25 protein-coding genes and 1 riboswitch are annotated in these 26,499 nt (G+C 41.5%); of the genes, 9 read left to right on the forward strand and 16 right to left on the reverse strand.

From position 1 onward, the window contains the following. The 5 genes from astA to NYF15_RS18790 form a co-directional block, all read right to left on the reverse strand. Positions 1-1,017: an arginine N-succinyltransferase gene (astA, locus tag NYF15_RS18770; protein WP_130151514.1), complete on the reverse strand. Its 1,017-nt coding sequence runs from the start codon at positions 1,015-1,017 to the stop codon at positions 1-3. Between the two features lie 82 nt (positions 1,018-1,099). Beyond that, complete coding sequence (locus tag NYF15_RS18775) at positions 1,100-2,305, reverse strand: aspartate aminotransferase family protein (RefSeq protein WP_237119852.1); 1,206 nt, start codon at positions 2,303-2,305, stop codon at positions 1,100-1,102. Between the two features lie 370 nt (positions 2,306-2,675). Continuing rightward, positions 2,676-3,836, reverse strand: coding sequence for an HDOD domain-containing protein (locus tag NYF15_RS18780; RefSeq protein ID WP_130151748.1), 1,161 nt, complete (start codon positions 3,834-3,836; stop codon positions 2,676-2,678). Between the two features lie 49 nt (positions 3,837-3,885). Continuing rightward, a complete protein-coding gene (locus tag NYF15_RS18785; protein ID WP_130151512.1) occupies positions 3,886-4,464 on the reverse strand; it encodes an aminodeoxychorismate/anthranilate synthase component II in 579 nt (192 codons plus the stop codon). Between the two features lie 81 nt (positions 4,465-4,545). Further along, a complete protein-coding gene (locus tag NYF15_RS18790) occupies positions 4,546-4,944 on the reverse strand; it encodes a thioesterase family protein (protein ID WP_130151511.1) in 399 nt (132 codons plus the stop codon). 36 nt (positions 4,945-4,980) lie between these two features. Between NYF15_RS18790 and NYF15_RS18795 the strand changes: the two genes are divergently transcribed. Beyond that, the gene (locus NYF15_RS18795) at positions 4,981-5,685 is read left to right on the forward strand and encodes a 2OG-Fe(II) oxygenase (RefSeq protein ID WP_130151510.1); all 705 of its coding nucleotides are present in this window, start codon (positions 4,981-4,983) and stop codon (positions 5,683-5,685) included. A gap of 54 nt (positions 5,686-5,739) precedes the next feature. Here NYF15_RS18795 and NYF15_RS18800 read toward each other — a convergent pair whose 3' ends face one another. The 6 genes from NYF15_RS18800 to NYF15_RS18825 form a co-directional block, all read right to left on the reverse strand. Beyond that, entirely contained in the window at positions 5,740-6,978 is a 1,239-nt protein-coding gene (locus NYF15_RS18800; RefSeq protein ID WP_371354363.1) for a cysteine desulfurase-like protein, read from the reverse strand. A gap of 9 nt (positions 6,979-6,987) precedes the next feature. Further along, positions 6,988-7,620, reverse strand: a complete 633-nt coding sequence (locus NYF15_RS18805; protein ID WP_130151508.1) for a 2OG-Fe dioxygenase family protein — start codon at positions 7,618-7,620, stop codon at positions 6,988-6,990. Between the two features lie 198 nt (positions 7,621-7,818). Beyond that, positions 7,819-10,416, reverse strand: a complete 2,598-nt coding sequence (acnB, locus tag NYF15_RS18810) for a bifunctional aconitate hydratase 2/2-methylisocitrate dehydratase (RefSeq protein WP_371354364.1) — start codon at positions 10,414-10,416, stop codon at positions 7,819-7,821. A 282-nt stretch (positions 10,417-10,698) separates the two neighbouring features. Then, positions 10,699-11,748, reverse strand: a complete 1,050-nt coding sequence (locus NYF15_RS18815) for an OmpA family protein (RefSeq protein WP_130151506.1) — start codon at positions 11,746-11,748, stop codon at positions 10,699-10,701. A 380-nt stretch (positions 11,749-12,128) separates the two neighbouring features. Then, positions 12,129-13,541: a YdiU family protein gene (locus tag NYF15_RS18820; protein ID WP_371354365.1), complete on the reverse strand. Its 1,413-nt coding sequence runs from the start codon at positions 13,539-13,541 to the stop codon at positions 12,129-12,131. 8 nt (positions 13,542-13,549) lie between these two features. Continuing rightward, positions 13,550-14,245 carry a DNA-3-methyladenine glycosylase I gene (locus NYF15_RS18825; protein WP_371354366.1) on the reverse strand — a complete coding sequence of 232 codons (696 nt, stop codon included), beginning with the start codon at positions 14,243-14,245 and terminating at the stop codon, positions 13,550-13,552. Positions 14,246-14,427: 182 nt separating this feature from the next. Then, a riboswitch (Lysine riboswitch) is annotated at positions 14,428-14,624 on the forward strand. Between the two features lie 137 nt (positions 14,625-14,761). Between NYF15_RS18825 and dapA the strand changes: the two genes are divergently transcribed. The 5 genes from dapA to NYF15_RS18850 all read left to right on the forward strand — a co-directional run bounded on the left by dapA (position 14,762) and on the right by NYF15_RS18850 (position 19,944). Next, on the forward strand, positions 14,762-15,646 hold the full coding sequence (dapA, locus tag NYF15_RS18830) for a 4-hydroxy-tetrahydrodipicolinate synthase (protein WP_130151503.1): 885 nt from the start codon (positions 14,762-14,764) through the stop codon (positions 15,644-15,646). 14 nt (positions 15,647-15,660) lie between these two features. Continuing rightward, positions 15,661-16,401, forward strand: coding sequence for a 2,3,4,5-tetrahydropyridine-2,6-dicarboxylate N-succinyltransferase (locus tag NYF15_RS18835; protein ID WP_054552405.1), 741 nt, complete (start codon positions 15,661-15,663; stop codon positions 16,399-16,401). After that, positions 16,401-17,606 (forward strand): PLP-dependent decarboxylase, encoded by a 1,206-nt coding sequence (locus tag NYF15_RS18840; RefSeq protein WP_371354367.1) that lies wholly within the window; start codon positions 16,401-16,403, stop codon positions 17,604-17,606. The genes NYF15_RS18835 and NYF15_RS18840 overlap by 1 nt, the downstream gene beginning before the upstream one ends. 5 nt (positions 17,607-17,611) lie before the next feature. After that, the gene (locus tag NYF15_RS18845) at positions 17,612-18,730 is read left to right on the forward strand and encodes a succinylglutamate desuccinylase/aspartoacylase family protein (protein WP_371354368.1); all 1,119 of its coding nucleotides are present in this window, start codon (positions 17,612-17,614) and stop codon (positions 18,728-18,730) included. A 227-nt stretch (positions 18,731-18,957) separates the two neighbouring features. Next, positions 18,958-19,944: a phospholipase A gene (locus NYF15_RS18850; RefSeq protein WP_371354397.1), complete on the forward strand. Its 987-nt coding sequence runs from the start codon at positions 18,958-18,960 to the stop codon at positions 19,942-19,944. Positions 19,945-19,995: 51 nt separating this feature from the next. On the opposite strand, the gene NYF15_RS18855 is transcribed toward NYF15_RS18850, so the two are convergent. After that, positions 19,996-20,889: a bifunctional GNAT family N-acetyltransferase/hotdog fold thioesterase gene (locus NYF15_RS18855; protein WP_237114707.1), complete on the reverse strand. Its 894-nt coding sequence runs from the start codon at positions 20,887-20,889 to the stop codon at positions 19,996-19,998. 225 nt (positions 20,890-21,114) lie between these two features. Between NYF15_RS18855 and NYF15_RS18860 the strand changes: the two genes are divergently transcribed. Then, on the forward strand, positions 21,115-21,804 hold the full coding sequence (locus tag NYF15_RS18860) for a spermidine synthase (protein ID WP_130151497.1): 690 nt from the start codon (positions 21,115-21,117) through the stop codon (positions 21,802-21,804). Here NYF15_RS18860 and dtd read toward each other — a convergent pair whose 3' ends face one another. From dtd to NYF15_RS18875, 3 genes are read right to left on the reverse strand one after another with little or no spacing between them, the layout of a single operon-like run. Beyond that, entirely contained in the window at positions 21,805-22,242 is a 438-nt protein-coding gene (dtd, locus tag NYF15_RS18865) for a D-aminoacyl-tRNA deacylase (protein WP_371354369.1), read from the reverse strand. Then, on the reverse strand, positions 22,230-23,183 hold the full coding sequence (locus NYF15_RS18870) for an alpha/beta fold hydrolase (protein ID WP_165381496.1): 954 nt from the start codon (positions 23,181-23,183) through the stop codon (positions 22,230-22,232). Before NYF15_RS18870 ends, dtd begins: the two co-directional genes overlap by 13 nt. Before the next feature lie 25 nt (positions 23,184-23,208). Beyond that, positions 23,209-24,081 carry a virulence factor BrkB family protein gene (locus NYF15_RS18875; RefSeq protein WP_130151494.1) on the reverse strand — a complete coding sequence of 291 codons (873 nt, stop codon included), beginning with the start codon at positions 24,079-24,081 and terminating at the stop codon, positions 23,209-23,211. Positions 24,082-24,167: 86 nt separating this feature from the next. Between NYF15_RS18875 and NYF15_RS18880 the strand changes: the two genes are divergently transcribed. Together NYF15_RS18880 and NYF15_RS18885 are read left to right on the forward strand one after the other, a co-directional pair. After that, on the forward strand, positions 24,168-24,824 hold the full coding sequence (locus NYF15_RS18880; RefSeq protein ID WP_062568226.1) for a DUF2959 domain-containing protein: 657 nt from the start codon (positions 24,168-24,170) through the stop codon (positions 24,822-24,824). 131 nt (positions 24,825-24,955) lie between these two features. Next, positions 24,956-26,047, forward strand: coding sequence for an MBL fold metallo-hydrolase (locus NYF15_RS18885; RefSeq protein ID WP_371354370.1), 1,092 nt, complete (start codon positions 24,956-24,958; stop codon positions 26,045-26,047). Positions 26,048-26,085: 38 nt separating this feature from the next. On the opposite strand, the gene NYF15_RS18890 is transcribed toward NYF15_RS18885, so the two are convergent. Continuing rightward, positions 26,086-26,370: a hypothetical protein gene (locus tag NYF15_RS18890; protein WP_371354371.1), complete on the reverse strand. Its 285-nt coding sequence runs from the start codon at positions 26,368-26,370 to the stop codon at positions 26,086-26,088. Between the last annotated feature and the right edge of the window lie 129 nt (positions 26,371-26,499).

Below are 26,499 nucleotides of genomic sequence, written 5' to 3' on the forward strand. Positions count from 1 at the left end.
TTAAAGTGCGGCAACTGATACACTGTCACCTGCATTAAGGTGGAGTGCTTTTGCAAGTTCTGCTGATAATGTGATTGTATCTGCATCACATGGCAAATTAACTTGCGCTACAGTCGCTCTAAAATCGACAAGTTTATCGTTTGCTATCAGTGCGGTAGTTTCACCTTGGCATTCACCAATTTCTACGCTAAGTGTTTTAGCGTTACGAATGGTAGCGATATTATCTACTTTTGCTTCCACTGTCGGGCCTGCATCAAAAATATCCACATAGCCATTAAAGGTAAACCCTTCACTTTTAAGCAGTTCAATGGCTGGACGTGTGTTGTCGTGCACTTGCCCAATAACTGCTTGTGCGTCTTTGCTCAGTAAGTTGACGTAAATTGGGTATTTAGGCATTAACTCAGCAATAAAGACTTTCTGGCCAATACCTGTTAAGTAATCAGCAGTCGGAAAATCCATTGAAAAAAAGTGCTCTTCTAGCCATTGCCAAAATGGGCTTTCACCATTTTCGTCTGAAACACCGCGCATTTCTGCAATAACTGTTTCTGCAAAACGTTGCTTATGTTGATTAATAAACATAAAACGCGCTTTTGAAAGAAGCTTACCGTTATTATTTTTACGGTAACCATCTTTTAAAAACAAAGTACAAAGCTCTGTTGCACCTGTGTAGTCATTACATAGCGTAAGAATATCAACCGCTTTGTAAACATTCAGTGTGCGCGATGAATGAATTGCCTTACTCAAATGATAGTGATAAAACGCATCATCCAAGCCAACCGCCGCTTCGATACCTGAGGTACCAACCACTTCACCGGTTTCGCTATCTTCAAGAACAAACAAGTAACCTTCATCACCTGGTTGCGATGCAGCTTTTGCAAACGAGCTTACAGAGTGATCAATTTTCTTTTGTAACAACTCTTCATTATTCGGCAAAGACGTAAAGCCATGGCCTGATTCATCAGCAATTTTTACTAATGCTGAAAAGTCGTTTTGCTGGATTGGGCGAAGGATCATCATGAGTCCGCTTGCTCCCTTATAAATAACGGTAAATAAGAAATGTGGGCAAGCAAATACTTGCCCTGAAATGACAGTTGGATAATTAGCCGTTTACGACTTTAGCCACTGCTTTTTCGAAACGAGCCATACCTTCGCGGATATCAGCTTCTGGAATAACAAGTGACGGTGTGAAACGAACAACATCTGCACCAGCAACTAAAGACATAACGCCTTCTTCTGTACCAGCAACTAAGAATTCTTTTGCACGACCTTTAAATTGCTCAGTAACAACAGCACCAATTAAAAGACCTTCGCCACGGATTTCAGTGAATACATTGTACTTGTCGTTAATATTCGTTAGTAGCTCACGGAATAATGCAGATTTTTCTTTAACGCCATTAAGTACTTCTGGTGTGTTTACTGTATCAAACGCTGCTTCTGCTACTGCACACGCAAGTGGGTTACCGCCATAAGTAGAACCATGCGTACCTACTTTTAAGTGCTTAGCGATATCAGTTGTCGTGATCATCGCACCGATTGGGAAACCACCACCTAACGCTTTTGCAGTCGTTAAGATATCTGGTGTTACATTAAGACCTTGGTACGCGTATAGCTCACCAGTACGACCAACACCCGTTTGTACTTCATCAAAAATTAATAATGCATTATGTTTCGTACACAGCGCACGTACACCTTCAACAAACTCAGCAGTTGGAGAAATAATACCGCCTTCACCTTGCAGAGGCTCCATCATTACCGCACACGTATTGTCTGAGATAAGCGCTTCAAATGCTGCTAAATCGTTGTAATCACAGTGAACAATGTCACCCGGCTTAGGACCAAAACCATCAGAGTATGCGGCTTGACCGCCTACCGTTACTGTGAAGAATGTACGGCCGTGGAAACCTTTATTGAATGAGATAATTTGTGACTTTTGCTCACCATAGTTATCAAGTGCAAAACGACGTGCTAATTTAAGCGCCGCTTCATTTGCTTCTGCACCCGAGTTAGCAAAATACACTTTTTCTGCAAACGTAGCGTCAGTCAGTTTTTTAGCAAGACGCAGTGCAGGCTCATTGGTCATTACATTTGATAGATGCCAAATTTTCTCGCCTTGTTCTTTTAATGCATTTACTAGAGCTGGGTGACAATGGCCAAGACAGTTAACAGCAATACCACCTGCAAAGTCGATAAACTCACGACCTTCTTGGTCCCACACGCGAGAGCCTTCGCCTCGAACTGGAATAACACTTGATGGTGCGTAGTTTGGAACCATTACTTGATCAAATAATTCGCGATTGACTGTCATTTTATATCCTCATAATTGTAAGCACACACAGAGTAAGATGGCACTAGCGAGTAAAAAACAAGCCCTTTTAATGAGCCGATTGAGCTTAGCGCAAAATCACCAAAATTACTCTTTGGTTCAATTTTCATTCATCCATTATTTCAGAAAATTTGCCATCTGTCTCTTAGAAAACTTTCATGCAGCCCTTGAAAATAAAGGGCTTGAGATATTTTTTCATAGATAGTGAATAAGTATTTGAAAGTGATTTTATCAGTAAATTACAAGAAAAAGGCGCGATACTAGGAGGGCAAGCTTATATAGATTAGCGAAACATTGTTGATGAATTGAACTCAACTATGAATGAATAGTCGCAAAAAAAATGTTAATTTTTTTAATTTATTTTGATATTGAAATTCTCAAAATTGCACTTAGCCAGATGTTTTAGCTCTGTTTGAGTAAAACCAAAATACGTAAACCAAGACTGAATTTCGTCTTTTTCAACTAACTGATGTTCGTTCAAGCTCAAAAATTGTGCATAACATCGTGCTTTTAAAATAACACGAGTTAAAGGTAAGCTTTCATCGCTAATCGGATGTGGCGAGATAAGTTGCTCCATGACCGCTTTGAAAGGCAAATAACGAAAAGCCATTTGTTCAATCACTTTAGCAGTAATCGTCATTGATAACTTACTCAATAAAGAACTTAAAAATAATGGGTCTGGTTTAAGTTCAAGCAGGGCGGTATGAAGATCCTTATTCTGCTCTTCACGTGCCATAGTCACTTTACGTTGCCATACACGTTCGAATGTACGCAAGTACAATCTTACCAAAGCAATCTTGCCTACATCCATTAGCATGCCAAGAGTAAATGCCTGTTCTTCATTAACGTCATTCAACTTTGCTATCTCTTGCGCTGCAATCGCACACGCCATCGAATTATCACGTAAGCGACGCTTTAACAATGGAAATGGTTCAGTGCTATGAGGCATCCAATGACGTACAGCAAACGTAGGCACAACAAACTTTAAATTATCCAACCCAATATAACGTAGTGCTAATAACGGGTTATCGACCTTAACTGATGTATTTTTACTGCGTTGCTTACGATAAAAAGGCAAATTAACAAGCGCGACCAACTCTCGCCCTAACCAAGATAAGTCTTGTACCAAAGGCTCAATTCGCCCTACAGAAGCCGATTTTACAGCGAGGATATCAATAATTGCTGGAACAGCATCCTGTATACCAATTGTTTCATGGATAACAGAATCAATATCCTCAAGCTGCTTGTTCATTGCCGTTTCGATAACTTGGTGTAATTGCTTACTCGCTTGTGCGCGGTATTTATGATGGGCCGTGCTGGATTTCTGTCGCTTCTTATGAGCGGCAACTTCCACCTCTAATAAAGTGCGTTGCTCGATTTTTTCACCATAGTCAATTTCAAGTGTATGAATATAACCAATTTGACGTTGTGCAAAACTATGACCAAGCAATAAGTCATGCGCACGCTCGTCGAGCATCATTGCAATCCTTTGTTGGCGATCTTTTTCAGTTATTTGCACAGGCGTTTTTTCGTTCATAATTGTTAATTCAATAAACTTAAGATTAGAAGCGAGTTAAAAAGTTAGCAAGTAGTTCAAGTCCCTGCTCTGTCAAAATTGCCTCGGGGTGAAACTGAACCCCTTCGAGCGCTAAGTTACGATGCATTAAGCCCATAATCTCGTCTAAATCATGGTTTACTTCAGTCCATGCGGTAACCGTCAATTCATTGGGTAATGTTTGCTTATCAACAACCAAAGAGTGGTAACGACACACGCGAAGCGGGTTTTCAAGCCCAGTAAAAACACCTTGATTGGTATGCTGAATAACGGATGTTTTACCATGCATCACCTGCTTGGCCCGAATGATCTTTGCTCCAAGAGCTTGTGCAATAGATTGATGACCAAGACAAATTCCCAAAATTGGCAACTGGCCTTTTAATTGTTCAACAACCTCAAGTGAAATACCAGCTTCGTTGGGAGAGCAAGGCCCAGGTGAAAGCACAATATGCTCAGGCTTGAGCTGCTTGATTTCAGCAATACTGATTTCATCATTTCGTTTTACCAATACATCTTGATCTAAGCGCTGAAAATACTGCACTAAGTTATAGGTAAACGAATCATAATTATCAATCATTAACAGCATTGCATGTAACCCAGAAATACGGACTCAAAATAATGAGCGCGTATATTACCTCAAGCACTAAAGAATGTCGGCATAAATGCCCTACTCTGAAGCGAATAAATGTGCTGCAAGTGCCGTTTTTTCATCTTCATCAAGCTTTTTTGAGCATTTATTATTAAAATCATAGCGCACCAACACTGTTTTACCGACTGCGCAACATGTGCCCTGCTGCCAAGCTTCTTGCCTCACTACAAATGAACTTGAACCGATATGCTCCACGCTTGTTTTTATTTCAACCTCATGGCCGTAAAAAAGCTCGCCGACGAAACTGACTTCAACCTTAGCAATAATCAATTTCCAGTCGTGAGGGTTTAAATCAGGTGTAAAAAATTTAAAAATAGGGACACGCGCTGCTTCAAACCATACGGGGAGTACGGTATTGTTGATGTGCCCTAGAACATCCGTTTCGCTAAAACGAGGCGAGATTTTTTCTGTAAACATAGTAACCCTATAAAAAATATAAATAAAAGGTAGCTCATGACGGACTTTATTCGTGTATACGAAAACGCCCTTAGTAAAGAATTTTGCGACAACTTTATCACGCTATTTGAACAAAGCGCGCATTTAAAGCAGGGCATGACCTCTGGCGGCATCGATTTAGCAAAGAAAGATAGTCATGACTTATATCTGAGTAATCACCCAGAATATGCTGAACAATTAAAACACATTCAGCAAGTTACTGCTGGTTACGTCTTTAAATACATTGAAGAGCACATATTCATGATGATTGGTGCCTTTGGGTTGAAAGTGTATCATCCCAAAACAGGAAAACCAGTTGATTTAACACAAGATAACTATGAGGAAGTCGGTAAACCTCAACTGCCATTATTAGTCCAGCAAATTTTTAGAATGGGTCCTATTCAGGCACAAAAGTACGACATTAATAAAGGTGGCTACCCGTATTGGCATAGTGAGGTATACCCACAAATTGGCCATAACGAAGCCTTGCATCGTGTGCTGTTATTTATGTTTTACTTAAATGATGTCGAAGAAGGTGGAGAAACAGAGTTTTACTATCAACAACGTAAAATATCACCAAAACAAGGTTCTATGGTAATAGCGCCAGGTTACTTCACGCATACTCACCGTGGCAACAAGCCCATTTCAAATGATAAGTATATTTTAACGTCGTGGATTTTATTCAACCGCGCAGAACAAATTTATGGACAGCCGCAGTCGTAAACTTGTTATATTAGCTATCAGAAACGACATTCTGATAGCTAACTAGTAACGTGTTTACATCTTTAATAACTGATCAAATAAATCGAAAACCTGATCGAGTTCTTCAATAGTGTTGTAATGCATACAACCAATACGTACTACACCGCCGGTATCTAATACACCTAGCTGCTTACATAAACCTTGTGCATAGAAATTACCATCCCACACACAGATATGCTGTTTGCCTAAAAATTCAGACACGATACGCGGCTCGATACCTTCAAACGTTAAAGCAAAAGTCGGTGTACGCTCTTCTAAACGCGCCAAATCATTAATACCAAATAACTTAATACGTGGATAATCTGCTAAGCGAGTTAAGAAATGCTTACTGAGTGACATTTCGTGTTGTTTAGTGATAGCAAATGCAGCAGCGAGCTTTTCTCGGCGTGAATGACTGTCATCAAGCTCACTAATTGCAGCAATGTAATCAACCGCAGCAATAAGGCCAGCCAGGGCTTCGAAGCTTTGTGTACCGGTTTCCCAGCGACCTGGCACAACATCTTTTGCAGGTTCAACTTTGTATGGTGTGAAACCTTCAAGGTGCTCGCGTTTACCATATACAATACCAAGGTGAGGACCAAAGAACTTGTATGCAGAGCACGCTAAAAAGTCACAATCAAGCGCTTGTACATCAACCAGCTCATGAGGTGCGTAATGAACGGCATCAACATAGACTAACGCACCAACGGCATGAGCAAGCTCAACAATGCGTTTAATGTCATTAATTGAACCAGTGGTGTTTGATGCATACGTCACTGCAACAAGCTTTGTTTTGCTAGATAAAAGGCTTTCAAAGTGCGCCATGTCTAAGCTGCAATCAGCTTCGTTGATAAGCGCTGTTTTTACTGTCGCACCTTTATCTTCAGCAGCTTGCTGCCACGATGAAACGTTTGAGAAGTGATCAGCATTCGTGACAATAATTTCATCATTTTCAGTCCAATCACGCGAAATTGCACGGCTAAAGCTAAACGTTAAGCTTGTCATGTTTGCACCAAACACGATTTGCTCTTTAGCTGGCGCATTTAATAAATCGGCTGCGGCTTGGCGAGCATTTGCCATTAGCTCAACAGTTTTATCACTTGAGAAAAATGCACCGCCTAAGTTTGAGTTGTAGTAACCCAAATAAGCAGTCATGGCACTTAAAACTGACTGTGGCACTTGCGAGCCACCAGGGCCATCAAGGAAAACCGGCGACTGACCCGCGACTTGTTGCATAAGTGCAGGAAATTGGCGACGTAATTGCGTTAAGTTCATACTATACCCTTACGCAGTGAGTACGAAGCAATCAAGGTAACCTTCTTTGCTTGCGTCTAATTTATTCATTGGTGTAGCGTTGTGCCATACTTCACGGTCATTAATCAGTGCGAACATACCGTCTTTAATTTCCATTTTGAAACATGGCTCTGCTTGCTGGTGTTCATAAACAAGTAGCTCACCACCTTCTAAGTTTTCGTGCGATACACCACATACACACACGTGATCAAAACCATCTTGATGAACACCTTCTGGCGCAGCAGGTGTGTCGCTGTCAATCGCAAGCATTCTGAATTGATGGATTTCAATATCGCGGTCATCGCTAATACCCGTCATATCGCGGAACTGATTAACGATTTGCTTCATGCCATCAGTGGCTAATAAGCTATCTTCTAAGTTCTCATAAGTACGCTCAACATTACCTTGAAAGGTATTGATTGAGTCGTCTTGTACGAATGCTTTTGTTGCTTGTAGTTTTAGTTCGCCATCAACAACTTTAATTACTGAATAACGACGCTTACGAAATTCACCATCTGCGTATGGATTAGCAGGAAGGTTAGCAAAAGAAGGCTTTACTGCGTCAATATGTGCTTGGCTTACAAAGCGAAGTTGTAAGAGGTTCTGGTTGTTTAATGTAGTCATAAAGATCTCGCCTTAAATGTTGAGAATATTGGCGAGGATTTTAATGCAATTGAAGGGAAAATATTGCGTTATTATGTAAACTCAATGCAGTTATTGATCAATTTTAAGATCGATAAAGTCAAAATAATGAAAATTTAATCTAAAATATAAAAAGCCCGCAAAAATGCGGGCTTTAAGTCAAAATACGCTATTTACTTATTAAACAGCTTGCTGAATGATTACTTCATCTGCCTTTTTCGTATACTGAGGCATACGGTGGAAGTTTAAGTAACGGTAAGTATCAGCTGCCGTTGCATTGATCTTAGCTGCGTACTCTTGGTACTCAGCAGGTGTAGGAAGTTTACCTAAGATTGCTGCTACTGCAGCAAGCTCTGCTGATGCTAAGAATACGTTTGCGCCAGTACCTAGACGGTTAGGGAAGTTACGCGTAGAGGTAGACACAACCGTTGCTTTATCAGCAACACGCGCTTGGTTACCCATACATAGTGAACACCCAGGAGTTTCGATACGTGCACCTACACGACCAAAGATACCGTAGTAACCTTCGTCAGTAAGTTGATCTTTATCCATCTTCGTTGGTGGTGCAACCCAAAGTTGAGTTGGGATACGACCACTGAAACCATCTAGTAGTTTACCTGCAGCACGGAAGTGACCGATGTTAGTCATACAAGAACCGATAAATACTTCATCGATCTTCTCGCCCGTAACGTCTGAAAGAAGGCGTGCATCATCAGGGTCATTTGGCGCACAAAGGATTGGCTCTTTGATGTCTGCAAGGTCGATTTCGATTACATGTTTGTACTCTGCGTCAGCATCCGCTTCCATAAGCTCAGGATTCGCTAACCACTCTTGCATTGCGGTGATACGACGCTCAATAGTACGAACATCGCCGTAACCTTCAGAGATCATCCACTTAAGCATTACAATGTTTGACTCTAGGTATTCAGCAATAGACTCTTTAGAAAGTTTAACTGTACAACCTGCCGCTGAACGCTCAGCTGATGCATCAGAAAGCTCGAAAGCTTGCTCAACAGTTAGGTGCTCAACACCTTCGATTTCTAGTACGCGACCAGAGAATTCGTTGATTTTGCCTTTCTTCTCAACTGTTAGAAGACCTTCTTTGATACCAAAGTAAGGGATAGCATGAACTAGGTCACGTAGTGTGATACCTGGCTGCATTTCACCTTTGAAACGAACTAAGATTGACTCAGGCATATCAAGAGGCATTACACCTGTTGCTGCTGCGAATGCTACCGCACCTGAACCCGCAGGGAATGAAATACCTAGAGGGAAACGAGTATGCGAGTCACCACCAGTACCTACTGTATCTGGTAATAACATACGGTTTAACCATGAGTGGATTACACCGTCACCTGGACGTAGTGATACACCGCCACGGTTCATGATGAAATCAGGAAGTGTGTGGTGAGTGTTTACGTCGATTGGTTTAGGGTAAGCTGATGTATGACAGAAAGACTGCATTGTTAAGTCTGCAGAGAAACCTAAACAAGCAAGATCTTTAAGTTCGTCACGCGTCATAGGACCTGTTGTATCTTGCGAACCAACAGTGGTCATTTTCGGCTCACAGTATTGACCAGGACGTACGCCAGGCATGTTACATGCTTTACCAACCATCTTCTGAGCTAATGTGAAGCCTTTACCAGAATCAGTTACAAGAGCAGGTTTGCGGAAGATATCTTCAGCTTCCATACCTAGTGATGCACGCGCTTTATCCGTTAAACCACGACCGATGATTAGTGGAATACGACCACCAGCACGCACTTCATCAAGAATTACGTCTGATTTTAAAGAGAAAGTAGAGATTACTTCATCAGTACCGTGACGCTTAACAACACCTTCGTATGGGAAGATATCGATTTGGTCGCCCATGTTTAGCTCGTCAACAGGAAGTTCGATTGGCAATGCACCAGAGTCTTCCATTGTGTTGAAGAAGATAGGCGCAATTTTACCGCCTAAACATACACCACCAACGCGTTTATTTGGTACGTGAGGAATATCATCACCCATGAACCAAAGTACAGAGTTAGTTGCAGATTTACGAGAAGAACCCGTACCAACTACATCACCAACGTATGCAAGAGGTAAACCTTTCGTTTTAAGCTCTTCTAGTTGTGAGATTGGACCAACTTCACCTGGTTTTTCAGGGTTGATACCATCACGTTCGTTCTTCAGCATTGCTAAAGCGTGTAGTGGAATATCAGGGCGAGACCATGCATCTGGTGCAGGAGAAAGGTCATCTGTATTTGTTTCGCCAGTTACTTTGAATACCGTAACTGAGATTTTTTCAGCAACAGCTGGCTTATTTACAAACCACTCTGCATTTGCCCAAGACTCGATTACTTGCTTAGCAAATTCGTTACCTGCTTTCGCTTTTTCTTCTACATCGTAGAAAGCATCGAACATTAATAATGTATTTGATAAACCTTTAACAACGATTGGTGCTAACGCTGCGTCATCTAAAAGATCAATCATAGGCGCGATGTTGTAACCACCTAACATAGTACCAAGTAGCTCAGCAGCTTTTTCTTTTGATACCAATGGAGAGCTCGCTTCACCTTTTGCAACTGCAGCTAAGAAACCTGCTTTGATGTAAGCTGCATCATCAACACCTGGTGGTACGCGGTTAACAAGAAGATCAAGAATAAACTCTTCTTCGCCTGCTGGTGGATTTTTAATTAGTTCAATAAGATCAGCCGTTTGCTGAGCATCTAATGGCGCTGGTACGATACCTAACGCGGCACGTTCTTCTACGTGTTTACGATATTCTTGTAGCACAATATTGCCCTCTTGGTGACGTGAAAGTACTCGGTAGTATTAAACTAAATACCAAATATATAACCCAGTACTTATAGTATTCTGACGATTGATTATAAAGCTTTTAAGTATAGATGAAAATCCATGCTGCGGTTAGGCACTTTATATTCACTATAAATAACATGAATAGTAGTTAAAAAAAAAGCTATTCAGATGAATATTTATTAAGTAAGAATCATTCTTATTTTAGGCATAAAAAAACCCAGCCATATGGCTGGGTTTCTCAAAACTTACAACTCACTATTAACGCATAACTTTTACACGTTGAGTTGACGTTAGTTGCGCTTCAACACGACGGTTTTCAGCGTGAGCTTCTAAAGTGTTTGCTTCATTCTTCAAACGCTCTTCACCATAGCCTTTTGTTGAAATACGATCTTCAGAGATGCCATCTTTGATTAATTCATCAGCAACATCATCAGCACGCTTTTTAGATAGAGTCATGTTGTACTCAGCATCACCTACTGCTGAAGCATGGCCTTCTAAAACAACCGTTGCGTCTGTATTTTCCTTCATGAAGGTAGCAACTTCAGCAATGTCATCAAAGTAGCGTTGTGGAACAGCCGCTGAGTCATGAGCAAAGCTAACTAGTAGGCTAATTGTTACTGGCTTCTCTTCATACAAAGTACAACCCGTTGCATCTACAGCGTCTGTCATCGGCGTGTTTGCACATTGGTCATCAGCATCAATTACACCATCGTTATCAGAATCTGAATCTGTTGGCTCTTGAACAACAACTGGAGCTGGCTCAACAGGTGCCGCTGGCTCGCTTGATTGACCGAATAAGTAACTTACACCAAACTTAGCATTTAAGTCTGACTCACTGAACTCTAAACCTCTGTAGTAAGATGTTTCAAAGTTAACTGATAGACCCTCAGTTACAAAGTGCTGGTAACCTAGACCAATATTCGCAAATGTACTTTTCTCGTACACATCAATTTCTTTAAGACCTAACACACCGTAGAATGGACCACCAGAAAAATGGTGCAGCATGTCGATGCCGTATCTATCCATGTCCATGTCGTACTTATCACCCGTGATTAGGTGTTCAGTATCAATATTTCCATCAGCGTACTCTAAACGAGCGCTCCAGTAATCTGAGAATCGGTAACCAATCTCAGCACCGAAACCTGTTGCATAACCAGTTCTCACGTTAGGTGAGTAATCTGTTGCAATCCAAGATGCATCGTAGTAGTCACCGAATACACCGATATAAAAACCTTCTTTCTCTGCAGCAAATGTTGATGCACTAGTTGCAGCTAATGCGATCGCCATAGTAAGTGATTTTAATTTCATTGTTTCCTTCCCATTTTCACAATTAAAATTTTCAGCTAAGTCATCCCAGCCCATTTTATAAGCAGAATACTCTTCGATTTGTTAACCTATACTTAATAGGTAACAGGTTATACTACTAACTCAAATCATAGTTTGATTCAGGTCATTAGAAACTATAGGTGATAATATAAAACTTACCTAATACTATAGTTAAATCGTCGTTCAAATTAACAATTCGTTATTATTGTTAATTAACAACGACTATAAATTAACTAAAAAATAGACTTAATAACTAGGTGCGTTAACTTATATATAAAAAGTGTTCAGTCATATTTCTTAGCATAGGTGTTAAATATTACACTTAGGCACAGTAGCTAACAATCAGCCTTTTCTGGAATTTTTTAAGTTCCACAAAAAGTTTGATAATTCGCATCATCTTCCTTAGGAGGCTCGTACCAATGTGTATTTTCAGCTTTATAAATATAAGGATTTGATATCACTTTCAAAAATGCTTCCAGTGAAGCGCTTTTTCCAGAGTTCTCATATTCACCTATAATCATTTCGATATTATGGTTGCGTGGAATGACTGCAGGATTAACAGCACGCATCGTTTTATAACTTTGAGTAGATGTTCTTAAAAACCATTTTTTATACCATTCTTTTATATTGGCAGGTATGGTTACCGGAGACTGTAATGACTCAGTCAAAAGATTAAATGTGTTGGTATAATCCAATTTATGTTGCTTCATTAACGTCAACAATTCAGAAACAAGTATATGATCATCTCCTTCTAGGCTTTCTAAGCCCAGCTTTTTTTGCCACATAAAATTAAAGGCGTCATTGAACCGAGTTGAAAAACTATTTATAACCGTCGAAAGGTCTGTAAGCGCTTGTTTTTCGTCTTTAAATAAAAGTAATAGACTTTCAGCTAGGCGCGCACAATTCCAATTAGCAATCGTCGGCTGATTGCCAAATGCATAGCGCCCTTGGTGATCAATTGAGCTAAACACAGTATCAAAATCAAAGTTGTTCATCATAGCGCAAGGACCATAATCAATGGTTTCACCACTTATCAAGGTGTTATCAGTATTCATAACACCGTGTATAAAACCGACTCGCATCCAACTTACTATCAACTCAATTTGCTTGTCTTGCACAGCTGTTAAAAAGTCGATATGGCGCTGTTCTCCAGTGCTATTAATTTCAGGAAAATGACAACAGATAGCGTAATCGACAAGCTTTTTTAACCCTTCTATATCACCCTGTGTTGCTAAGTATTGAAATGAACCAACACGGATGTGGCTTTTAGCTAAACGCGTGACGACCGCACCAGGTCGAGGAGGATTTCGATATACCGTTTCACCAGTAGTCACCACAGCTAAACAGCGCGTAGTCGCGATACCTAGCGCATGAAGCGCCTCACTCATAATGTACTCACGCACTGCAGGGCCAATGGCACAGCGACCATCACCACCGCGCGAAAACACTGTTGCTCCTGCGCCTTTTAATTGCACATCCCACAATGTGCCATCTTTATCTGTAATAGCGCCAAGCAAATGCGCCCTGCCATCACCAAGACGCGGTGAAAAATGACCAAATTGATGACCTGAGTAACCAAGTGCAACCGGTGCCACGGCGTTCTCTATCGCTGAACCAGATAGCAATTTAGCTAAAAATTCGCTGTCGTGATTAATCGCAAAATTATCAGCGAGCTTGTCATTAAACAGCAGTAATTGCGGCTTAGCAACGGCGCTAGGCATATCTTCAATAGCGAGCAGTTCACTAATATCTGTGTATCGAGTTTGCAGTTTCATAACTGTCCTTAACGTGTGGCTACACCTACGCGGTTATCACCTACCCCATAGGCCACAAGCTGACTGAGTGCTTGCAGGCTATAGCCACTTTGCTGTTGTAATTCATTGAAGAAGTCTTGCGCTGCTTGTAACGATTTTTTAGTTTGTAAGCCCCCGTCTATCAACTCGTGGGCACGCAAGTAGGTTTCTACATCGCGAGAAAGTAAAAAGGTATCTTTACCAAGCGCTCGCAAAGCGTAAGGGCCAGTATTCCCTCCTAAACGCGCACCATGTTTTTTAAGATAGGCCCACAAGCCAATAATATTGTCAGTTGGCCAATCCGCAATAAATTGGCTAAAGCTGCCATGTTTCTCAGCAACTTCGTGGATCATGTACGCATTTTCAGGAATCGTTTGTACTTTTTTAAAATTACGAACAATTCGCTCGTCACTGGCTTTTTGCTCAAGCATATCCGGTGGCATCATCAACAACTTTTCTACACTGAAATCCCAAAACACGTCGCGAAAACCTGCCCACTTGTTATTGATAACAGACCAATAAAAGCCACTTTGAAAAACTTTACGTGTGAACTCTTCTAACCATAAATCGTCATGCATTTTGGCAATATCAGTATCATCGAGCGGGTTTGATAACAGTGCCTGCAGCATGTCTTCGCTGCCCTTTCGAAATACGGCTCGTTGATAAATATCGTTAAATTTTTCCATCATTTTTCCAATTTATTTGGTTAACGCTAAGTGTACGTAAAAACACGCTTATACGTAACCATGTTGCAAAATCGGTCACTAAAAACAAATCCTTCGCCTTGACACCTAGATGGCTAAAATGCTTTAATCGCCGAATATACCCTATTTAACTATGTTGGCTTTAACCTTTAAAGCGAGCATAAAGGGCTGGAAGAGGTGCGTTATTCAGGTAGCGTATGGGAAGAGCACAGACTCTGTTGATCATACGTGAGGGGAATTAACGCCGAGAAGTAACACCGTTTGTGAGGTGCTTATTTCGGGCGACTGGGCTGAATCCCAGCGACTGTCACCAACAATAGCAAAGTGCTATTGATTAGTTTGGTGGAGAGCTTCTGGTCTTAGTATAATAAGGCCGTCGCGTCTTTATTATTTTAAGCCCATTCGCTCTTCGAATTATACCTTGTTCGAACGACGACATGCGGCTCCATTCAAATGTTCCCGCATAAACTCTTCGAATACCTTATAAGTTCGTGAGAGATGATCAACAATTTTGATTTAAACGACTATCCATTATGGACAGCGCTTGTAACGCCATTTTCTGAATCTGGCGAGGTCGATTACACGGCCCTTGAACAACTAGTAGCTGAGCAGCAAGATGCAAATAACGGCATTTTATTGCTTGGCAGTACCGGTGAAGGACTGGCGCTTTCACTTAAAGAGCAACAAGCCATTGTTGAACATGTTTGCCAATTAGCACCGAGAGTACCACTCATGGTTGCTGTGGGCGGTATGAACCTTAAGCAACAAATTGCTTGGGTTGAATACTGCAATCAACTACCTATTCATGGCTATCTATTGGGCTCACCTCTGTATGCAAAGCCTGGGGTTGTTGGCCAAACACATTGGTTTGAAAGCCTACTTAACGCAAGTCATCACCCTTGTATGTTGTATAACGTACCAGGAAGAAGTGCAGTTGAGATTGCACCGCAGGTGATCAAAAACCTTGCTGAGCACAAAAACCTTTGGGCTTTAAAAGAAGCCAGTGGCGACATTAGTAAATTTGAAGGTTTTAGAACGGCATCACCAACACTGGCCATTTTCAGTGGCGATGATGCACTTATGCCGTATTTTGCTCAAGCTGGTGCAAAAGGTTTAGTGTCGGTTGCCGCGAATGCTTGGCCGAGTCAAACCCATGAGTTTGTTAAACGCAGTTTAAGTGGTCAATACCCAAATCTATTCACCGATTGGTCGCAAGCAATCCAAAGTTTATTCGCTGTGGCAAACCCAATCCCCGTAAAAGTACTGATGCACCTGCAAGGTAAAATAAATACCCCGCATTTACGTCCGCCGCTTACGCATTTAGAGCTTGAGCAAACAGACAGCATCACCCACGCAAACAACACAATTTTATCTTGGAACTAAAAACAGGTTTTATCATGAGCTGGTTAGAATTATTAAACAACTTAGAATCAGGCGCAGTTCGCGCAGCAACACAAGACGAGAACGGCAACTGGCACGCCAATGTAGAAGTTAAACAAGGCATTTTAGAAGCTTTCAAAAATGGCACAAATACTGAGTTCCCAGGTGGTTTTGTTGATAAGCACAACTTGGCACCACAAGGCTTTGCAGCCGATGCAGGCGTGCGTATGGTACCAGGTGGTAGCAGTGTTCGTCGGGGTGCACACGTTGCTAAAGGCACCATTATCATGCCACCAGCGTATGTAAATATTGGTGCATTCATCGACGAAGGCACGATGGTCGACAGCCACGCACTAGTAGGGTCATGTGCACAAGTAGGTAAAAATGTTCACCTAAGTGCAGCAGTACAATTAGGTGGTGTACTTGAGCCAATTGGTGCCAGCCCAGTGGTTATTGAAGATGATGCATTCATCGGTGCAGGCTGCGTTATTGTTGAAGGTGTGGTTGTGAAAAAAGGGGCTGTGCTTGCGCCGGGTGTGCGCTTATCTGCAACTATTCCCGTCTACGATTGCGTTAACGAGCGCCAGCTAGACAAAGGTGAAGCAATCCCAGAAAACGCGATTGTGATCCCAGGTTCTCGCCCTGCTTCAAATGCATGGGCTCGCGAGCAAGGCCTAAGCATGTCTTGTGCATTGATCGTGAAATACCGTGACGAACAAAGTGATGCATCATTATTGTTAGAAGAGGTTTTACGTTAATGAGCTTTTTGAGCATGCCCATCAAGCAAGCGGTTGAACACGTTTCAACACATCTTGATACGCCATTTTTTATCTATGATTTAGATAAATTAACTACACATTTAAAGCAACTAACTGCGCAAACCGATGTGAAACTTTGGTATGCCGTTAAGGCCAACCCACTGTCTCGCATTATTCAGTGTTTAGACGGCGCAGGGTTTAACTTTGATGTTGCAAGTAAAGGTGAACTTGAGCAAGTACTTGCTCAAGGCATCGATAGCGAGCGCGTGCTCAACACAGGGCCTGCAAAGAGCCCTAAACAAATTTCACATTTTATTGCTCGCGGCGTACGTACCTTCGTGGCCGAGAGCATTAACCAAGTTCGCTGGTTAAACGAACAAGCAACAAAAGCAAATTGTCAGCTGCAAGTTCTATTGCGTGTTCAACTTCGTTGGCCAGACAGCGAAAAGAACCCGCTTGGCGGCGATAGCCTCACTCCTTTTGGTTTAGGCTGTGATGAGTGGCAAGCACTCACTGCAAATGATTACCCAGCTCTTAGCTTTGATGGTCTGCATATTTTCCAATGGGGCAATATGCTGAGCACTGACAAACTCGCCGAGCTATGGCGCGCGATGATTGCGCCATTACAACAGCTAGCAAGCTCATTAAATATTAACCTTAATATTCTCGATTTAGGGGGTGGTTTAGGCATTCCTTATACCCAATATGCTAACCGACTTGATTGGTCTGCACTTATCGAGACCTTGGCGAGCATTAAAGCAGATGCTGGTGTCAAAGAGTTTTGGATGGAACTTGGTCGCTATGCTGTAGGTGAGTGCGGCCATTACGCAACACCGGTTGTTGAGCGCAAAGAGAATTACAATCAACAGCAGGTCATTTTATCAGGCGGTATTAACCATTTACTTCGCCCTGCTGTAACAAGCCAAGATTTCCCTGCGGCGTTACTACGCGAATCAACGGCTGAACCTAAGGCAATGACTTTATACGGCCCGCTTTGCACCGCCCTTGATTGCTTGGGTGAACACCAATTAGCAAGCGATTTAAATGAACAAGACTGGTTGGTATTCAGCCAATGTGGGGCATATGGCTTTACCGAAAGTATGCCGTACTTTTTATGCCACGAATTAGCGGCTGAATACATCCTTGAACAAGGCAATATTGAGTGCATTCGTAGCGCTGAAGATGCCAGCTATTATTTGAGGTAATCGCCATGAGTAAAGAATTCATTAGCCAAGAGAATATTGTGGTTGGCGAGATTGCCAACGGCCTACCACTGACAATCCCTGTGTATCGCTTAAAAGGCGATGGCACAGGCCCAAACGTGTATATACAAGCCAATATGCACGGTGCTGAGGTGCAAGGTAATGCAGTAATTTATCAATTGCTAGAGCAGCTAAAATCACTCAAGCTGCATGGCGATATTACTCTAGTGCCTTATGCCAACCCAATTGCTTGTAACCAAAAGTCAGGTGAGTTTACGCTAGGTCGCTTCGATCCAATTACGGGCACCAACTGGAACCGCATGTACCGCTTTAACAAAGCCTTACCATCACAAATTGCTGAACAGCACAAAGACAGTGATGATGCGACCCTTAAAGCGGCGTTTAAAGAAGCACTGGTTGCTGATATCGACAGCCAACTAACAGGCCCTGATTACAGCCTAACAACCGGTAAACGTATTGCCCTTAACTTACAAAAGCTTGCCCATCAGGCTGATATTGTTTTAGACCTTCACACTGGGCCTATCTCAAGTCAGCACTTATATTGCCCTGAATACGCCAAAGACAGCGCGCGCTACTTCAACATAGAGCATGTGTTATTGATTCCGAATGATTTTGATGGCGCGATGGATGAAGCGAGTTTCTGTCCATGGTGGTCGTTATCTGAAGAGCTTGGCAAACAAGGCCGTGAATTCGCTGTCCAAGTCGAAGCATTCACCGTTGAGCTAGGTAGTCAAGAAAAAATCGATTTAAGTGCAGCTCTTGAAGATGCAAATAGCATTTTAAGTTACCTCAACCACAAAGAGGTATTAGTTGATGCAGCGTATCAACCCAAAGCGATGACACGTTATGCCTGTATGCTTAAAGATTATATTGCTTACTACGCTCCCATGGGCGGCATGGTGGAGTACCTAGCGCCACTGGGTGGCCATATTAAAGCAGGTGAACCTATAGCCCATATTTTAAGAATGGAGCGCTACCTATCAGAACAACCATTACAAACACTCAGTTTTGATAAAGATGCAATAGCCATTTTACATTTTGCTTCAGCAAGCGTGAATCAAGGCACCGAATTATATAAGTTTTTTACCAACGTATTTGAGCTATAAGCTCACCCCTTCTCATTGCGTGAGAGTCACGGCTTAGGCCGTAACAGCAGAGTCCCAAGTTTCGCTTGGGGCTCTATTTACCTAAAAATTTAACAATTCAGTACAAGTTCACGGTTACTTATGTAAAAATCGTTATACTTATCTTAACTTCACCTCTATTCAATAAGGAAATCGCAATGGGATGGCGCACGTGGCTAGCTGTCGCTAGTTTATTCTCTGTACCTGTTATGGCGCAGACAGAAGAAACAAAAACCAATGAACAAGATGACGCGCTCGAATTAGTAAAACAATGTATTTTAAATGAAGCGATTGGCGGTGACGGTAAACAAACACTCGAAGAGCTTCGCAAAAAATGCTCTGATTTAGATGAAAGTAAAAAACTTACAGCACTTGATAAACGAAAAGCACGCGAAGAAGTAAGTAAAAAAAACCGCAATGTAATCACGCCACATAAACGTAACTATATCTTGCCACTGTCTTACGTATCGCATCCAAATACTCGCCCTTTTGACGGTTTAAAAGATCTAGCAGAAGAAACAAATGGTGAGCCACTCGACAACCTCGAAGTAAAATATCAGCTGTCAATTAAGGTACCTATCTTTGAAGGCTTCTCAGATAAAGATCAAGGTGTGTACTTTGCGTTTACGATGCAGTCGTTTTGGCAGTTTTACAACAAAGATATTTCTTCACCATTTCGTGAAACCAACTATGAGCCAGAGGTATTCTGGATAAACTACCTTGATGAAGAAAATGTCTTATGGGGAGATGAAATGGCAATTGCGATTGGTGCATCACATCAATCAAATGGCCGAAGCCAACCGAATTCTCGTTCATGGAATCGCATTTATGCAGACTTTTTATGGGAAAAAGATGGTTTTGTGTTTAGCTTTAAACCTTGGTACCGCATCCCAGAAGATGAAAAAGAAGATGAGCTAGAAGCCAGTGGTGATGACAACCCTGATATCTATAAATACATGGGGTACTTTGAGTTTTCTGGCGCTTATCGTTATAACGAACATGAATTCAGCTTTATGACACGCAATAATCTAAACTCAGATAATCGCGGGGCAATTCAACTCGATTGGTCTTTCCCTCTTTGGGGCAGGTTACGAGGTTACGCACAGTACTTTAATGGTTATGGTGAGAGTTTGATTGATTACAACGCCGATATTGAACGCTTTGGTGTGGGTATTCTGTTAACTGACTTGCTTTAACTGCAATAAACAATAAAGAGCGAGCTTTAGTTAGCTCGCTCTGAATATTCGTTATTTTTTAACGATGAAGTGACCTTCAAATTCTGCAACTAACACATCACCATCATAAATATTTACAGGAACATGATAGCTTGCCTTACCATTTGCCTCTAAATCGGTGAGTTTACCTTTACAGCCTTTTAGTTCAACGCATCCACGTGGATCATTATTCAGTGGTTTAAGGTATTTAATGTTGGCATCAGCTAACACGATATTTCCTTCAAGACCTGCTTCTTTCAGCGCAAGGTAAGTTGCTCCCCACCCTGTTAAGGTCGCTAAGCTATAAATAGAGCCAGCAAACATAGTGTTGTGAAGGTTTAAGTTCGCATCTAAATCAGCGCGGGTAGTAAACTGCCAATCAGTATAACTTTCCACTTTAATACCCATCGCATCACTAATTGGAATTGATTCACGCCATGTATTTTGTAGTACTTGTGTCCAGTTTGGGTGGCGGAACCAGCCTGGTTCAGAAGGTTTTTGTTTAACCATTTTCCAGTGCTGTACGTCATCATAAGCTAAATGCGCTTTTTCTTTTAACTCATAGCCATGACGCTTATAGAAATCAAGAGCTCGCTCACGAGCAAACAACACGAGCTCATCGGCATCTTGAGTCCATGCGATTTTTTCTAATTCATGTAATAAACGGCTACCAATATGCTGATTGCGGTTACCTTCGGCTACCGCCATGTAACGTACTTGCGCTTGCTGATGATTATTAAAGTGAAGGCGTGCCACACCTAATACTTCACCATCATTATTTTTGATAAAGCGGTGCTCTGCGTCTTGTTCTAAATCATCCTGCTCAGAACCGCGCGGCTCGCCCCATGGCGCTCTTAAAACCTGCCAACGCAATGAATAATACGCTTGCCAATCTTCGCTGCTTTGTGGGGTGGTCACTTTAAACATAAATACTCCTGTGATAATTCAGCCATCTCATGTTGTTTTTTCGTGGCCTAACGAATGCAAATTACGATACGCTATCTTCCATCAAGTTGGAATAATACTTTGGTGACCTAGCCAAAATTATTATTCTTCGCTGTAAAAACTACTGCACAATTGGCACTTTAGCGAGGCTAGTCTATGCTGAAGTAATTGTCATACTTTATACATAAAAAGTTAAAGGCCCGAAATATGGAACATTTTTTTGAACCCAGTGGCGCGATAAAACAGTGTTTTATTGAAGATTGCCACAGGCTCGGGCAACTTATTTATTGGCACAAGCAAGGTAGAGAGTCTATTCAAGTAAGACAAATGAATCAGTTTCGCTGGCTGTTAATTAATGAAACATTACAATCTGTAGTCGAAAAGCGCCGCCCAGCACGATTACTTTTCCCTCACTTACAGTACCTTGCAAGGCTTTGGCAAGAGTTAGAAGAACCCAACAAAATACTCGAGCTGGGGTTAGGTGGAGGTGCTATCCGAAATTATTTACAGCATACCTACCCACAAAGCCACTTAACTTCTGTTGATAAAAACCCCGATATTATTCACTGCTACAAACGTTATTTTGGTGGTCATCATGATAATAATTTACGCTGTTTCGATGCTCAGCAGGTGTTAGAGCAAGGGCATGAGTATGATTGGATTATTTTAGATTTATTCAGTGAAGTAGATGCACCATTATTTTTATTTAAACATCAATTTTATGCCAAGTTACGTGCAGCAATGGCAAAAAATGGCTTACTATTCATCAACTTTTTATCTAACCACCCATCACAACTGAAACAACTTGAGCATTTACTCATCACTGAATTTGGTAAACGCCCAAGTATTGAAAAAATCCCTAACTACGTCAATCATATTGTGATGATCACAAAGTAATCATACTGATAGATTAAACGTTACAGGGCCATCGTTGCACAGGCTCACTTGCATGTCAGCTGCAAATTGCCCAGTCGCTATACGTAAACCAGCTTCTTTTGCTTGAGCGATAAAATACTCATATAACTCATTTGCCTGCGCTGGTGTACCTGCACTTGAAAAGCTTGGACGCATGCCCTTTTTAGTGTCAGCCGCTAGCGTAAACTGCGAAACCACTAAAAGCTCTCCCTTGATATCATTCAAACTTAAGTTCATCTTTCCTTGTTCATCGGTAAAAATGCGGTAATTACTAACTTTATGTAAAAGCTTCTGAGCGCTTTGCTCAGTATCTTGTTTTTCCACACCTAATAGCAGCAAAATACCTTGTGAAATTTCACCCACTACTTCGCCTGCCACTTCTACTTTCGCTTGTGTAACTCTTTGAATTAAGCCTTGCATTGATCCCTCGATAACTTGATATACATTAAATCTGCGGCACGTCGCATTGCCGCCAAATATACCTGATTATCACTGCTGTGCCCAATGCCATCTAATATCAACAATTGCGCATTGAGCTGCTCTGCTAATTGCTGCACCGCACTGTAACGACACACCAAATCAGCTCGACCATGAATAAACCAAGTAGGAATATGTGCCAATATATCACTGTGTTTCGTAATATAGTGATCCTCAATAAAGCAACGATGACGAAAGTAATGAACCATTAATCGTGCTTGATTCAGTGCTGAGTGGGGTTCAGATATACACCAGCTTGTACATGGCTCGGCGTGACATAAAACCTGCTCCCAATGACACCATCTTTTTGCATACTTATTAGCATTTATTTGGTCTTCACTACTAAGCTGGCATTGATAAAAATCTAATAGCTGCGACCAATCGTGTAGTTCTCCTGCAAATTCTCTATAGCTTTCTGGGTAAAATTGGGCGCCTGCACCTTGCTGTGAATACAACCATGCAAAATCACTTTCACAGGCTAAGAAACTAGCTCGTAAAAGCAGCCCTGCAACGGATTCAGGATGACTAATAGCATAGAGCAAAGCCAATGTTGCCCCCCAAGATTCACCACTAACAAGCCACTTTTTAACGCCAAGTTGGATACGTAAAAATTCAAGATCAGAGATCAAATCCTGTGTCGTATTCGCTTGCGTATCGTGAGGTGTAGAGTGACCGCATCCTCGCTGACTAAACATGATTACACGATAGCGCTGAAGATCAAAAAATCGGCAGTTTTCAGGACATAGTCCAGAACCTGGTCCCCCATGACAGACAACGACAGCAATGCCACTGGGCTCTCCGAATTCCTGAACATGAATTTGATGACCATCCCCTACACTCAGATGATAGTCGCGGTTAGCTATGTATTGTGGATGAAACTGCACCTCGTTCTCCTTAGGTGCAGTCAGTTTAAATATCTATATCAGGGGTGTCTTCAATATTTTCTGGGCTGATACAGACCGTAAACTCTGCACCGAGTAATACAACAATCCACGACAAATATACCCATACAAACAAAATAGGAATGGTCGCCAAGGCCCCATAAATAACTTCATAGGATGGGAAATGACTGATATACAGTGCAAAACCTTTTTTAGTCAGCTCGAACAGCATAGCTGCAAATAAAGCCCCTGGTATTGCCGCTCTAAATGGAACTCGTGTGTTAGGTACTAAAGTATAGAGCATAATAAAGCCCACCATAGAAATAACGTAAGGTAAAAGCTTTAATAGGAATCCACTAAAACCGGGGATTCCTTGATCAGCAAACGACACTAACGACACAATATAAGAGGTCACGCCAATACTTGCGCCCAATAACACAGGCCCTAAGCTTAAAACCATCCAATACACGGCAAAAGAAATCATCATCGGCCGCTTTTTCTTAATTCGCCAAATACGATTGAGAGTGGCATCGACATTTCTAATCAATAACAACGACACAGCAGCTAAAAAGCCCACACCAACTGCCGTCATCTTATTTGCGTTACCAGCAAAAGAACTGATATGCTCCTTAATCACATCGGTCGATGTGGGAACTAAGTTAGTAAATAGAAAGTTTTCGATTGTCACTAAGGTACTCTCAAACCCAGGAAATGCAGAAAATATCGCCACGCCTACGGCAACAAGTGGCACAATCGATAGCAAGGTCACATACGCCAAATAGCCAGCATTAACCGTAATTTGATCATCGATACATCGCGTCAAATACTGCATCCACCAACCAGGTTGCTGCTTTAGGAAAATACTTATTTGCAGCTTATAACGACTGAGCTTCTCATCCATAGAATCAACTTTCTGCTAAAATGTTTTGATAATCATAGCAATCCGCCACATAATTTGAAATGACAGGCATCCAAAAAGGGAACTCAATGAAAAAACTGACACTTTTAAGCGCACCACTATTTGCAGTTACCATGGCATTATCAGGCTGTCAGTCAGCTTATTATTCAGCCATGGAGTCTGTAGGTGTCCATAAGCGCGATATTTTAGTTGACCGTGTTGAAGAAACTAAAGAGTCTCAACAAGAGTCACAAGAAGAATTTCAATCAGCATTAGAGAGGCTGACCACATTAATCAACTTTGATGGTGGCGAACTACAAGATGCCTACAACCAACTCAATGATGATTATGAATCAAGCCTTGCAGCTGCGAATCAAGTAACCACCAACATCAACAAAGTTGAAGATGTAGCCGAAGCGCTATTCGATGAATGGAGCGATGAGCTTGAACAATATAAAAGCGCTTCTCTAAAGCGTGAAAGCAGCAAAAAGCTTAATGCAACCAAGCGCCAATTTGACCAACTGTTACGCTCAATGCGCAGTGCTGAAAGTAAAATGGAGCCTGTATTAACATCGCTTCACGATAACGTACTGTACCTAAAGCATAATCTTAATGCACAAGCTGTAACAGCTATCAAAGGCGAGTTTACGAATCTAAAACGCGACATCAAAATTTTAATGGATGACATGAATAAGTCGATTGAAGACTCAAATAAATTTATTGAGCAAATGAATAAAGCAAGCTAGTCATCTTACGCACATTTCACTAAGCCTACTTAAACGTAGGCTTTTTTATGTAACCTCTTGTTACTTTTTAATGATTTATCTTAAATCTTATTTTGCTAAACTCATGGCAAAGAATAAAAAGTAAGCATGTTATGCATTTAAAAACACTTCCTACACTTATCGCCGCTGCACTTTTAGCAGCTTGTAGCAACTCTAACACTGTTAATGTTATTGCTGGCGAAGGTACGATTACCCCGTTAAAAACCGAAGGAGAGCAGGCAGGTCGTTACCATAACCTTTACCCCGGTGACAAAGAATACCCAACAACTTGCACCGACAATTGCTATGAAACGTCTGAACTGCTTGTATGTAACGACAGCAACTCACAATGCCACTATCAAGGCGAACAAATAGTACCTAAAGTCGATTCAGGCTTTACAGTTCGCTGGTTGGGTCATGCAGGCTTTTATATTCAATCACCCAGTGGTGAGCAGTTGTTGTTTGACCCCGTTAAGGATCAGTTTGATTCACCTGTAGACTTGGCCTTCAAACTCGCAGGCGGTATCTATCGCAAACCTGGTTTTTGGCCAACAAAAGTAGAGCTGGATGGCCTAGATGCGGTGATGTATTCACACATTCATTATGATCATTTTAACAAAGCGGATATAGAAGAAATTGGCAATGGCCCACGCTATTTAGTGCCTTTAGGATTTGCAGATAACTTTCCTACCGGTGGTTTTACTATCTCAGAGATGGCGTGGTACGCAAGCACTAAAATTAATGATTTAACGATTCATGCCGTGCCAGCTCACCACTTTAGCAGCCGTATCTTAGTGCCTTTGATTTATGAAGATCACAATAAAGATTTATGGAATGGTTGGTTACTCGAACAAAACGGAAAAACCTTATTTTTCGCTGGCGATACCGGTTACTCAAAACATTTTCAGGATATTAAACAAAAATACGGCGAAATTGATGTATGTTTGATGCCGATAGCGTCCTATTACCACCAAGAAAGCGGCAAATGGTATCGCTATGTACACACAACACCTGAAGATGCGTTAAATGCAGCTGAGGAGCTAAGCTGTAAAGTGATGATCCCATGGGGGTATGGTAACTCAAGCTGGCAAATGGGCGACCATTCTAGTCACTCTGCATTACTGCGATTACTGCACATGCAAAAGGCCATGAGCAGCCAAGTTCCTCTATACATATTGAATGAAGGTGAGCAAGTGTCATTGTAGTAAGATCTTGCCCCTATCAATCTAGCACACTAAAGCGGTTAGACTTTCGTCTCTTTTATTAAACTGTGCAGTAAGTCTAATCGTTTATGTAATTGTTTATTTTCATGGTACTGGGCAATACTTACATTAAAAATCATTAGTAAAATAAAGTAGAAAACAGGCTGGTCAATCGTCTCAGGAAAGAAGTATTGCACAACTAAAAGCGTGAAAATAAAACTTGCATACTTACTGATAATAGACCACCACTTAGGCCTGAGCGCATCTATTTTCTCATTGATGGATTCATTACGCTGCATCTGAGAAAAAGCAATTTGCGCGTCCACTTGATCCTTGTCCGTTAAATCGATTCCTTTGTTTTTTGTAGGCAGCCATATTTTACAAGTTAAAGGTTGGAGCTAGAAGCTCTATTTTTCTTTATTTTAAAGGCCTAAAAAAACCGCCGTATTTTTCAA

The sequence above is a fragment of the Pseudoalteromonas sp. 68 DY56-GL68 genome (assembly GCF_041414825.1).
Lineage (GTDB): Bacteria > Pseudomonadota > Gammaproteobacteria > Enterobacterales > Alteromonadaceae > Pseudoalteromonas.